The organism is Nostoc sp. ChiQUE01b, assembly GCF_034531255.1.
Taxonomy (GTDB): domain Bacteria; phylum Cyanobacteriota; class Cyanobacteriia; order Cyanobacteriales; family Nostocaceae; genus Nostoc.
Genome location: NZ_JAVRBM010000104.1, coordinates 16,438 through 27,253 on the forward strand (window position 1 = coordinate 16,438; position 10,816 = coordinate 27,253).

Below are 10,816 nucleotides of genomic sequence, written 5' to 3' on the forward strand. Positions count from 1 at the left end.
CCTGTAAACCAGTATTTCAGCATGATAATGATTCAGAAGCTTTATTTTTTGGTGTTCTAGCAGATATTCTTCCCAAGTGGGTTTGACAAACTTGAGAGAAGAAAGAAGATCAAATGGTTTCAATAGAGAATAACTTTGGAAATCTTCATTGAGTCAATAGTAGATGTCTCAAATTTCTTTATAAAATTTCATTGTCAGGCTTTACTCATGCTGTTAGTAGGGTTATTATCTTCAAAAGCAACTATGTGCTATTTATGCTGTCACAACAGTAACAAATAAAGTGTAGTATTTTAATTTTTTTAGCAAATGATCAATCCTTTGACAAAACAAACATTTTTAATATTAATGGTATTACTTGTTTCCTGAGACAAACTCTGATAACCTTATCGGTTCCCTCATTAATTTACACTCTTTCGACCATCTAAATATACAGCAGATAGCATGATAATGACAAATAAAAAATGGGCCGTTAAACGCATAACAGTTAATCTCGCAACACAGGAAGCGGAAAAACTAGAAAAATATTGCCAACAAACAGGTAGACCTGCAACTGACGTGATTCGTGAACTGATTAGAAGTTTGCCCGTCTCCGACGACAGCAAAGATCCAAACAACTAAGAAGTTACTTTCACAACTTATCCAAAAAACTGCTTTGGCACCAAAAAAATATCTCTGATACTTTTGAGAGTCCGCCGCTATGGACAAAAGTTTGTCTAGATGATACAGACGCGATAAAAACGCGTCTGGTCATTATACAGGGATTAAAAAAAGTAACCAAAGAAGTTTTAGTATCAATATTGGCAAGCATTAATATGCTGCTGGAGTTGATATTAAGTAGCAAATTCCGACACCAACCCAGTTACAATCTGTAAAGAAACTGAAAAGGAACGACGGAATGCGTGTTGCAATCGTAGGTGCGGGACTGGCTGGGCTAGCAACCGCAGTAGATCTAGCTGATGCTGGTTGTGAAGTAGAGATTTTTGAATCTCGTCCGTTTGTCGGCGGTAAAGTTGGCAGTTGGGTTGATGGAGATGGCAACCATCTAGAAATGGGGTTGCATGTATTTTTCGGGTGCTACTACCAACTATTTGACTTAATGAAAAAAGTGGGGGTGTCAGAAAACTTACGCCTCAAAGAACATACCCACACTTTTATTAATAAAGGGGGGCGCACTGGTGCTTTAGATTTTCGTTTTCTTACAGGTGCGCCTTTCAATGGCTTAAAGGCATTTTTCACTACTTCTCAACTATCGTTGCAGGATAAATTGCAAAATGCGATCGCTTTGGGTACTAGTCCGATAGTTCGCGGATTGGTAGACTTTAAGGGGGCGATGAAAACTATCCGCAATTTAGATAAAGTTAGCTTTGCCGATTGGTTTCGCAGTCATGGTGGGAGTAATGGCAGCATCAAGCGTATGTGGAACCCCATCGCCTACGCATTGGGATTTATTGATTGCGAAAATATGTCTGCCCGTTGTATGTTAACCATATTTCAGCTATTTGCAGTTAGAACTGAAGCTTCAGTTTTGCGAATGCTGGAAGGTTCTCCATCTGAATATTTACACAAGCCGATTCTGGAATATCTAGAAGCTAGAGGCACCAAAGTTTATACGCGCCGACAAGTTCGGGAAATTCAGTTTACTGAGTCAGCTGAACAAACCCGTGTCACTGGTATAGTAGTTGCCCAAGGTGATGCAGTAGAAACGATCGCTGCTGATGCTTACGTTTTTGCGTGTGATGTTCCAGGAATTCAACGCATCCTACCCCACGAGTGGCGTAAGTGGTCAGAATTTGACAATATTTACAAACTGGATGCAGTGCCAGTAGCTACAGTGCAGTTACGCTTTGATGGTTGGGTAACAGAACTGAATGATGGAGAGCAACGCAAACAGCTAAATCATGCAGCTGGAATCGATAATTTACTTTACACAGCCGATGCTGACTTTTCTTGTTTTGCCGATTTAGCGTTGACTAGCCCTGCTGATTATTATCGCCCAGGACAGGGATCTTTGTTACAGTTAGTGCTGACACCGGGAGATCCGTTTATTACACAAAGTAATGAAGCGATCGCCCAGCATGTCCTCAAGCAAGTTCATGAACTGTTTCCCTCGTCGCAAGAGTTAAAGATGACTTGGTACAGCGTGGTAAAACTTGCTCAGTCTCTCTACCGAGAAGCGCCAGGGATGGATGCGTACCGTCCCAACCAAAAAACACCAGTAGATAATTTCTTCCTTGCAGGCAGTTATACTCAGCAAGACTACATCGACAGCATGGAAGGTGCTACTATTTCTGGACGACGTGCGGCAAAAGTGATTTTGGAGAGTTTAAAGAAATAACGAACTCCAAAGAGTGCAAAGAACGCAATCGCAAAGCATCTCGTAGAGAAGGAACAAAAGAAATGTCAGACTGGTTAGAGCATACTGTACAGGTAGAAGTAGAGGCTCCCATAGATTTAGTATGGAGCCTCTGGTCTGATTTAGAGCAAATGCCCCGATGGATGAAGTGGATTGATTCGGTCAAAATTCCGCCAGATAATCCAGATATATCTCTTTGGAAATTAAAAACTGGCAGTCTAGAATTTAATTGGCAATCCCGAATTCTCAAAGTTATTCCCAACCAAATTATCCAATGGGAATCGGTTGATGGTTTGCCGAATCAGGGAGCGATTCGCTTTTACGATCGCCACAATAGTAGCATTGTCAAAATGACCATTTCTTACGCTATCCCCGGCATTATTGGCAAAATTATGGATAACTTGTTTTTGGGTCGGATAGTTGAATCAACGATTCAAGCTGATTTGGAAAGGTTTAAACAATATGCGCTGAATGTTAAAGGTAATTGATATATATAGCAAAAACAGGCAGTAGGAAACAAGGTATAAAAGTTTCTTACTGCCTAATGGAAAAATATGGATTTTTTAATCGCGTGTCTTTATTATGAAGTAGAAGTTAGAGAGTGCTTTATCTTTTCTATAGCTTGATTCAATCCTTTTGTGTGAATCCAACCTACATAACCACCAAAAAGCATTTTGTTGTTGCTGTCAGCCAAAAAGATATGCTTGACGTTAGCTGGATTAATAAAAATTTATTTTACAGCATTTTGCATCTAAATGAAGTACATTCTTTACCCCCCTTAATCCCCCCGATATATTGCTACCGTGTATACATAAGTCTAGAAATTCGACCTGAAACTTGGTTTCGTCGTCTAGCCCTAAGCTGTTGGAGAACTCCGGTTGCCTGTCATTGCGAGGAGGAACGACGAAGTAATCGCAAAAACTACGGGATTATGCGATTACTTCGCTTTGCTCGTAATGACAATTTAAAGGGTCTAGAAGGCTTGAAACCCTTACAGATAGAACTTGTGTATACACCGTAGCCTTCACAAGGGGAGGGTTGGGGAGGGGTGAGTCAAGGATTTTTGCAAGAGGTCTAATGTCTTTGAGGTGTTTATGGCGATCGCTAAAACAATTGGCCAACTATCCCACATCGAAGCGGTAGAATTCTTTGAGCGCATGAAGAAAGAGAATCTTCTCCATACAGATGTTTGGGGTGTGCAATTGCACTTCCAGCAAGCAATTCAACAGGTACAAAAAGATAACTACTCAAAGGCTGAAAAATGGCTCAATAGAGTCAAGCAATCAACCAATGAACAAGCTGCAATTGAACAAGGACAACCGTTGACTGTCTAAGCTCGACTTTATCCATTTGTTGGCAACGCTCAAGTTGGGTAAAATTAACAGCAACCCCGGAAGAGTTGAGCCAACTTCCGGGGGAACATTTGGATTTTTAAAATCCGTAATATGTTTATTTTGCCGCTTAAAACAAAGATGTGGTCGCCTTATCTCATTAACACTTCAGCAAACTTTGCCTGGCTGACAAACCCAACCCATTTGGTAAGTGTATATCCAATTTCCCCACTTTATCCCACTAGATGTGCCAGTACTAGGTTCGCCAGTTTTACTACCTAAAACAGCTTGACCACCCACAATTAAGCTAGTTTTAGCATCGCTTAAATCTTGCATAAAGCAAGAAATATCTAAGATTTTAAGAGTACCCTTTTTTACATCTTCTTTTTTCGGTTGCTTGCCATTCATTCGATTTTATCCTTTTAACTTGAGTAAAGTTTTAAAAGCCCTAGTGGGCTGACACATCTAAGATGGTGCAATCTATCAGAACACACAGTCAGTAGAGAAAGATTACCTAAGTGTCTAATTCTCAAGATGACAAACAACGCATCCCCTTTCTTTCACATTCATGCTGTTTTTGCCCAATCTTGCTATAAATTGAGAAAATTTTTAGGTGTTACTCCTGTAAATCGTTTGAAGTGGCGATTGAGGTGGCTTTGATGGGCAAAGCCGCAGACTTGAGCAACATCAGCAATACTCATCTCACCTCTCAACAATAGCTGCTTCGCCCGTTCTACCCGCTGTTGAATCAAATACTGATGTGGACTAAGACCTGTAGATTGCTTAAATAATCGGCAAAAATAATAGCTGCTAATGCCAAGATAATTAGCGATCGCATTGAGAGAAATCTCTTGTGCTAAATTATCCTGGATATAATCAACTGCTTGTTTTAGCTGCTGCTGTGGTAAACCTCCTACATACTCCGGTATAGAGGATTGTCGAGTCGAGTAGTTTTGCAGAAGATGAACAGCTAAAAACGTTGCGGCTGATTCAGCATAAAGACGGCTACCTGAACCATTGGTTCTAAGCTGTGTCTTCAGTCCCAGGGCAATTTGATGAATCAGTATATCTTGAGTTATCAGATGCGGTAGCATCTCATATTGATCCGTATCCAGCAGTTCTACAGCATTGCAAGTCAGTAATTCATGCTCCAAATTGAGCAAAAGAACATTAGCATCTCTATCCCAACGAATTGCTTGGGAAGTATACATCGGACAAAGCCCTACTGCACCTGTAAACATTAACCCTGTTTGCCAGCGCTTACCTAGAGTTCGCTCCACTTGAAAACTCTGACCAAGATTAATGGTGATCACAAATTGTTCGAGAGAATACTTAGAAGTCTCCCCCGGTGGTAGGCAGTACTGTTCCAGACTCATCCCTCTCCACATTGTCGTACCGCTAGAAAGCATAGACGGTTGCGAGAAAACCTGTGGAAAAGCATTATCAAAGTTTGCACTCATATCTGGCATCTCTTTACCTGACATCGTTCACCTCGCGGTAATCGGGTATAATTTAATCTTGATTTTATTTGTTATGGCGGTAGTACGAATCGCATCTAAAATGATGGGTCGGGCAGGAGCACCACTTTCAGTACCAGCCTAATAATCATTCCTGTCACTCTGCGAAAACAAAAATAGAATGCAACTTTTAAAACTCTGACTGGGATTAGGTTTGTAACTTTATTTTCTAATATGATGGATACAATCATTGCTTTAGACTAAAACTCTTGTCTGGTAAGGGTTACATCTTTTTGTCTAGGAAAAGTGACAGAAGTTGTTCATGAGCGATCGCCCACTATGGATGAAAGAAACCATTTTGTTTTCTTAGGAAAGGGATAACTCTTAACTTCCTTCATGTCCCCGGTAAATTTCGCAAACGCTCATCCAAATGACTACGGTCTGCCAAAAGCTTGAGCATCCCAAATGTGTAAAAACATATTTTGTCATTGCGTTCGCCATTGGTGTTCCCGCAGGGTACGTAATGAAATTCCATATCTGATATTTTGAACTTAGAGGGTTAAAAAATTACCAAGTTGGGTCGCTAAACAAATTAATCGTCAATTCCTCACGTGGCGGTACTGCGCTGATACAAGCGCGGATGATTTCTCCATCCTCTAATTCGACGGTGCAAGCGTGACAAGACCCCATCAGACAACCGGTGGGAATAAATACCCCAGCCCGGTCTGCTACATCTAAAAGGGCTTCTCCCACTTCGGCATCTACTGTGACATCATCTGGTAAAAAGCGGACACGAACAATCATCAATGTTACGCATTTAATTTAGTATTGTCATTTGTCATTTGCAAATGACCAATGACTAATGACAAAGGACTAATGACTAATGACTAATGACATTTCAACGCATTTTAGCTTAAGACAAAAACTGACTTAAGTCTAAATGGCTTTCTACTTCAATGGCTAGAGAGTCCAAAATCTGCTCTCGCTGTTCTCGGTAGTTAGCAACACCGGTGGGCAAAGATTTTAAACCCCGCTGTTGACGGAGACGATTTAACCAAGCCCGTCGCCAAGGTCCATTGTCAAAAAGCCCGTGGAGGTAACTGCCCCACACTGATTGACAAGTATCTACTAACCCTAAATTAATATCATCAAATAGGGCATGGTACGATTGGGGATCTATGCCTTGCTGTTCGATGCGCGATCGCCCTTGGTGGATTTCAAAGCCATTAACTGGCAAGCCTTGTTGCGGATAATTTGAGCTAACTTGGCGCTGGCGGGCGATTTTTTGTCCTGTAATTACAGTTCTGATTGGTAAAAGATTTAACCCTTGAAATCTGCCAGCTTGTCCTTCTATCCCTTCTGGATCGGCGATGATTTGACCGAGCATTTGATAGCCACCGCAGATACCTAAAACCGTTCCTCCAGAAGCAGCGTAGTTTTGAATAGCTTCTGCCATACCACTTTTTTGCAACAATAGCAAGTCAGCAATTGTGGTCTTTGTACCTGGAATAATCACGGCATCAGGATGTCCCAAATCTTGCTTAGGACTTAAGTATTTAATTGAAACTGTACTTTCTGATTCCAGTGGGTCAAAGTCGGTGAAATTGGCAATTCTTGGTAAGCGGATGACAGCAATGTTGAGGTCAGCTTGGGCTTTATTGGACGACGATTGACGTTCTAGCAGGTCAAGGGAGTCTTCTGCTGGAAACATTTGTTGCAAGTAGGGTATAACACCGATAACGGGAATACCTGTACGTTCTTCTAACCATTTTATCCCCGGATCTAAGAGCGATCGCTGCCCTCGGAACTTATTAATTACTACACCTTTAATTAAAGCGCGTTCATCTGGTTCCAATAATTCTAATGTGCCAACAACATGGGCAAAAGCACCACCCCGATCAATATCAACTACTAATATCGTTGGCGCATTCAAATATTTTGCCACCCGCATATTAGTTAAGTCGCGGTGCTTGAGGTTAATTTCCGCTGGACTACCAGCACCTTCACAAACCAGCATGTCAAATTCTGTTGCTAAATGTTGTAGCGATTCTTCAATTGTCCGCCACCCCAGTTCAAAATATTGCTCGTAGTAATCTGAGGCACTCACTTTGCCTACAGACCTACCTTTGATAATTACTTGAGAAGTCATATCCCCTTGAGGTTTGAGTAAAATTGGATTCATTTCTACCCAAGGTACAACTCCCGCTGCCCAAGCTTGCACTGCTTGGGCGTAGCCAATTTCTCCACCACTGGAAGTGACATAAGCATTTAAAGCCATATTTTGAGCTTTAAACGGAGCCACTCGCCAACCACGCCGCGACAGAATGCGACAAATCGCTGTAGTTAAAAGTGATTTCCCTGCATGGGATGTTGTCCCCACTACCATAATTGATTTCATAGTTGCTATCACTTAGTTTCTCAAGATACAAAGTTAATTTTTAGGAGCGAACAACAGGGGAGCAGGGGGAGTGGAAAAGCAGGGGAGCAGGGAAGCAGGGGAGCAGGGGAGCAGGGGAGCAGGGGAGCAGGGAGACAAGGAGGAATTATTAAAAATCTCTCCTTTGTCTCCCCTTTCTACTTTGTCTCCTTTGTCTCTTTTCCATGCCCCATCCCCCATGCCCAATGCCCAATGCCCTATACCCAATGCCCACTATAACCATCACAAATTTCAATTAGATGGTTATGGTAAAGACTTCATGAATAGATGTGATGTTTCCGTATATATTGTTCCCTTTGATTCCCTAATCCTAACTCTTGGATTTTTTATTCTAAAAGGATATCCGTAACCAACGAATCACAGCATCATAGAAACGATCGCGCCATGAAGGAGTACGCCAATTTTTTCCCTGGTACTGTTCCACTAACTGGCGTCCCAAGGGAGTGAGGCGAAAACTATCTGTAATCCCCTGACCATCAACTTCTCGGCGCAATACACCGACTTGAATCAGCCAGCCCAAAGCGTTATCACAGGCTAATTCTGATAAAGGGCGTTTAGTATAGCCCTGCTTGAGTCCATTTTCTAGGGCGATCGCAGCTAATGACACACTCTGGTGGCCCATCACTTCAAATAAAGATACATTAAAGGGTGAACACACTAGCGATCGCTCGGCTCTTTCTACTGTGCTTTGAGGATAGACAAAAGTATTTGGGTTTTGGGAATCAACAGCAGGCATCGTGTATAGGTATAAATTTTTCTTCTAACAAAGATTAATTTAAGAATATATTTTTTCTTGTACCAAATACCTCATTAAACCAAAATTAGTTACCAAAAGTATATTTATGCTATTTTTTAGTAATTATATTTAATCATTATAAATTAATGTAAAATTTCAAGTGCATCAACAATCTGAAACAGGAAAGGTTAATTATGCCTCTAGCAGTTGGTACGGATGCACCTGCATTTACCGCCAAAGATACAAACGGCAATACAGTATCGTTATCTGATTTTGCCGGAAAGACGGTTGTTTTGTATTTTTACCCGAAAGATGATACGCCAGGCTGCACCAAACAAGCCTGTAGTTTCCGGGATGCCCAGTCTCAATATCAAGGTAAAGATATTGCAATCTTGGGAGTGAGTGCAGATGATGAAGTCTCCCATCAAGCATTCACCCAAAAATATAATTTGAATTTTCCCCTACTGGCTGACAGCGATAAATCCCTCATCAAAGCTTTCGATGTGGATGGCGGCGGTTATGCCAAGCGCGTCACTTACGTAATTGACCCCAGCGGCAAAATTACCCATGTTGACGCTAATGTAAATACCAGCAACCATGCTAGCGATATTTTAGCTGCACTTGGACTGTAGTTTTTTACCTGATAATTCAAGATTTTTTAATGGGTCGCGGAAGTCCCCATCTTCAAGGTATTCCTAAGATGGGGATTGTGAGCGGGTGATGAGGATTGCATCTGGAATTGATTTTTTACTTTGTAAAAACCAATTCCAGATGTATGACGAATCACCTTTTCTGGTAAACTAAGTATTATCTTGACCATCAATGCCATAAGCGAAAACCAAGCTAACAGGTGACGCACTCCGTTGGGCGGGTTCCCCGACTTGAAGGAAGTGCCGAACCCGTAAGGGTATATGTTGCAAGAAGAAGATTTGGGTCTTGGGAACCAGGACTCCTGCCCTTGGAGGGAATGTAAGACCAATAGAACTACGAAGTTCTGGAGGCTATTCCAGATGAATTGGGAAGCCCCGTCCGTCTTACGGCGTGGCAGTTCACATAGTTTCAACCCCAAGCCCTAAAGGCTTGGGGTTCTTTGTTTGAATTCAGTTACCTGATGATGGTGTCACCGATGGCGATGTAACTGATGGTAGTGTAATCGTTGGCAAATTGGGGGTTGGTTGCTGTTGTTGACCTTGAATTAATTTTTGTTGCCTTGCTTTAAAGGCTGCTGCTGCTGAGTCTAATTGTTCATTCTGTTGGTCAGAATTCCAGTTAAGATTTCCGAAATTTGCTCGATGAATCAGATCAAACATATTGAAATTATCTGAGTTCGTGCGGGAGAAAGGATCGGTATTTTGGTCTGTTGTACTATTACTGGGAAAAGCATCCATTGGGCTGCTGATTTGAGCGGAACTTGGTTGAGCCATGAGCAAGGAAGCAAAGTTAATTCCTGCTGCCGTAGCTACAAAGAGTCTAGTAATTTGTAAAAATGGTTTTTTCATGGGGTTTTGACCCTACCTAAAATTTATCTATTTTATCTTTATTAAGCAAGAGTCCGCCGCAGTTGCGGTTGAATACTCACTAAGGCGACTAGGGCAAAGCCAAACAATACCAGCAACGCTCCCCCAAAGGTAACATCGCCCCAAGGAGCCTGCATCACTACACTACCTAGTCCCCAACTACTGTGGAAATAGAGATAGCGGATTGGTTCGATGGCATAGCTGAGAGGATTTAGGGTAGCCACAACCTGTAACCACTGAGGCATGAAGGATAGAGGTGCTAAAGCTGTACTAGCAAACAATAATGGTAGGTTAGTGACGAAAATCACTGCAATCAATTCAATGTGTCCGGGTAAAGCAAAAGCTAAACCGAGAGAGATGGCTGTTACACCCAAAGCTAAGAGTAAGACAATTAGAGCGATCGCACTTAAACCCGCTATATTTGGTAGTCCCGCGCCCAAAAAGGCTGCTGCTGCAACAATTACGGCTGCTTGCAACAAACTTTGACTGATGATGAAGATGGCTGAGGCAAAAACAATGGAAAACCGTGATGCTAAGGGTGCTACCAGCAAACGATTCAAAAAGCCGAACTCGCGGTCAAACATTACAGGTAAACCAGCATTCAGTGCCCCAGCAAAGGCTGTAAACACAATGATGCCAGCCGCCAAAAATTGACCGTAATTTGTTGTATTGCCAAATATACCCTTGGGAGCATTTTGGAACAAAGCACCAAATAGCACTAACCACATTACTGGCTGAATAATTCCAGCAACTAAAGATGAGGGACGGCGTTGCAACTGAATAAACAAGCGACGAGTTAAAGCCAACGTCTCTTGTACCAATTCACCGAAAAAGTTAGGTGCAGTATTAACATCTGCTTGCGGCGATGCTAGCGGCTGCCAATTGATATCAGATTTAGGAGTAACATTCATGGCAATTTTGGATTAATTAAGCATTGGGCATTGGGCATTGGGCATTGGGCATTGGGCATTGGGCATTGGGCATT

14 protein-coding genes are annotated in these 10,816 nt (G+C 41.9%); 6 read left to right on the forward strand and 8 right to left on the reverse strand.

The window, feature by feature from the left end:
• Positions 1–441 precede the first annotated feature (441 nt).
• The 5 genes from RMY63_RS36675 (at position 442) to RMY63_RS36695 (ending at position 3,687) form a co-directional block, all read left to right on the forward strand.
• Positions 442–618 (forward strand): CopG family transcriptional regulator, encoded by a 177-nt coding sequence (locus RMY63_RS36675; RefSeq protein ID WP_322733403.1) that lies wholly within the window; start codon positions 442–444, stop codon positions 616–618.
• Between the two features lie 277 nt (positions 619–895).
• A complete protein-coding gene (zds, locus tag RMY63_RS36680) occupies positions 896–2,335 on the forward strand; it encodes a 9,9'-di-cis-zeta-carotene desaturase (protein ID WP_322733404.1) in 1,440 nt (479 codons plus the stop codon).
• 62 nt (positions 2,336–2,397) lie between these two features.
• Positions 2,398–2,841 (forward strand): SRPBCC family protein, encoded by a 444-nt coding sequence (locus RMY63_RS36685; RefSeq protein ID WP_322733405.1) that lies wholly within the window; start codon positions 2,398–2,400, stop codon positions 2,839–2,841.
• A gap of 152 nt (positions 2,842–2,993) precedes the next feature.
• The gene (locus RMY63_RS36690) at positions 2,994–3,374 is read left to right on the forward strand and encodes a hypothetical protein (protein ID WP_322733406.1); all 381 of its coding nucleotides are present in this window, start codon (positions 2,994–2,996) and stop codon (positions 3,372–3,374) included.
• A gap of 73 nt (positions 3,375–3,447) precedes the next feature.
• Positions 3,448–3,687, forward strand: a complete 240-nt coding sequence (locus RMY63_RS36695) for a hypothetical protein (RefSeq protein ID WP_322733407.1) — start codon at positions 3,448–3,450, stop codon at positions 3,685–3,687.
• Positions 3,688–3,852: 165 nt separating this feature from the next.
• Here RMY63_RS36695 and RMY63_RS36700 read toward each other — a convergent pair whose 3' ends face one another.
• The 6 genes from RMY63_RS36700 to RMY63_RS36725 all read right to left on the reverse strand — a co-directional run bounded on the left by RMY63_RS36700 (position 3,853) and on the right by RMY63_RS36725 (position 8,314).
• A complete protein-coding gene (locus RMY63_RS36700) occupies positions 3,853–4,092 on the reverse strand; it encodes a hypothetical protein (RefSeq protein WP_322733408.1) in 240 nt (79 codons plus the stop codon).
• A 182-nt stretch (positions 4,093–4,274) separates the two neighbouring features.
• Entirely contained in the window at positions 4,275–5,168 is an 894-nt protein-coding gene (locus RMY63_RS36705) for an AraC family transcriptional regulator (RefSeq protein ID WP_322733409.1), read from the reverse strand.
• Positions 5,169–5,535: 367 nt separating this feature from the next.
• Positions 5,536–5,676, reverse strand: a complete 141-nt coding sequence (locus tag RMY63_RS36710) for a hypothetical protein (protein WP_322733410.1) — start codon at positions 5,674–5,676, stop codon at positions 5,536–5,538.
• Between the two features lie 32 nt (positions 5,677–5,708).
• Positions 5,709–5,945, reverse strand: coding sequence for a 2Fe-2S iron-sulfur cluster-binding protein (locus RMY63_RS36715; RefSeq protein WP_322733411.1), 237 nt, complete (start codon positions 5,943–5,945; stop codon positions 5,709–5,711).
• Positions 5,946–6,054: 109 nt separating this feature from the next.
• On the reverse strand, positions 6,055–7,539 hold the full coding sequence (gene cobQ, locus RMY63_RS36720) for a cobyric acid synthase CobQ (RefSeq protein ID WP_322733412.1): 1,485 nt from the start codon (positions 7,537–7,539) through the stop codon (positions 6,055–6,057).
• Between the two features lie 370 nt (positions 7,540–7,909).
• Positions 7,910–8,314, reverse strand: a complete 405-nt coding sequence (locus RMY63_RS36725; protein WP_322733413.1) for an Npun_F0494 family protein — start codon at positions 8,312–8,314, stop codon at positions 7,910–7,912.
• A 194-nt stretch (positions 8,315–8,508) separates the two neighbouring features.
• Between RMY63_RS36725 and RMY63_RS36730 the strand changes: the two genes are divergently transcribed.
• Positions 8,509–8,946 carry a peroxiredoxin gene (locus tag RMY63_RS36730; RefSeq protein ID WP_322733414.1) on the forward strand — a complete coding sequence of 146 codons (438 nt, stop codon included), beginning with the start codon at positions 8,509–8,511 and terminating at the stop codon, positions 8,944–8,946.
• Between the two features lie 468 nt (positions 8,947–9,414).
• Here RMY63_RS36730 and RMY63_RS36735 read toward each other — a convergent pair whose 3' ends face one another.
• Together RMY63_RS36735 and RMY63_RS36740 are read right to left on the reverse strand one after the other, a co-directional pair.
• Positions 9,415–9,813 carry a hypothetical protein gene (locus RMY63_RS36735; RefSeq protein WP_322733415.1) on the reverse strand — a complete coding sequence of 133 codons (399 nt, stop codon included), beginning with the start codon at positions 9,811–9,813 and terminating at the stop codon, positions 9,415–9,417.
• 41 nt (positions 9,814–9,854) lie between these two features.
• Entirely contained in the window at positions 9,855–10,742 is an 888-nt protein-coding gene (locus RMY63_RS36740) for an ABC transporter permease (RefSeq protein ID WP_322733416.1), read from the reverse strand.
• Positions 10,743–10,816 lie beyond the last annotated feature (74 nt).

What these genes read in the sequence shown, in the direction of transcription:
- RMY63_RS36695 (WP_322733407.1), top strand. Translation starts at nt 3,448, where the DNA reads ATGGCGATCGCTAAAACAATTGGCCAACTATCCCACATCGAAGCGGTA.
- RMY63_RS36715 (WP_322733411.1), bottom strand. Translation starts at nt 5,945, where the DNA reads ATGATTGTTCGTGTCCGCTTTTTACCAGATGATGTCACAGTAGATGCC.
- RMY63_RS36700 (WP_322733408.1), bottom strand. Translation starts at nt 4,092, where the DNA reads ATGAATGGCAAGCAACCGAAAAAAGAAGATGTAAAAAAGGGTACTCTT.
- RMY63_RS36735 (WP_322733415.1), bottom strand. Translation starts at nt 9,813, where the DNA reads ATGAAAAAACCATTTTTACAAATTACTAGACTCTTTGTAGCTACGGCA.
- RMY63_RS36705 (WP_322733409.1), bottom strand. Translation starts at nt 5,168, where the DNA reads ATGTCAGGTAAAGAGATGCCAGATATGAGTGCAAACTTTGATAATGCT.
- RMY63_RS36740 (WP_322733416.1), bottom strand. Translation starts at nt 10,742, where the DNA reads ATGAATGTTACTCCTAAATCTGATATCAATTGGCAGCCGCTAGCATCG.
- RMY63_RS36730 (WP_322733414.1), top strand. Translation starts at nt 8,509, where the DNA reads ATGCCTCTAGCAGTTGGTACGGATGCACCTGCATTTACCGCCAAAGAT.
- RMY63_RS36675 (WP_322733403.1), top strand. Translation starts at nt 442, where the DNA reads ATGATAATGACAAATAAAAAATGGGCCGTTAAACGCATAACAGTTAAT.
- zds (WP_322733404.1), top strand. Translation starts at nt 896, where the DNA reads ATGCGTGTTGCAATCGTAGGTGCGGGACTGGCTGGGCTAGCAACCGCA.
- RMY63_RS36685 (WP_322733405.1), top strand. Translation starts at nt 2,398, where the DNA reads ATGTCAGACTGGTTAGAGCATACTGTACAGGTAGAAGTAGAGGCTCCC.
- cobQ (WP_322733412.1), bottom strand. Translation starts at nt 7,539, where the DNA reads ATGAAATCAATTATGGTAGTGGGGACAACATCCCATGCAGGGAAATCA.
- RMY63_RS36725 (WP_322733413.1), bottom strand. Translation starts at nt 8,314, where the DNA reads ATGCCTGCTGTTGATTCCCAAAACCCAAATACTTTTGTCTATCCTCAA.
- RMY63_RS36710 (WP_322733410.1), bottom strand. Translation starts at nt 5,676, where the DNA reads ATGGAATTTCATTACGTACCCTGCGGGAACACCAATGGCGAACGCAAT.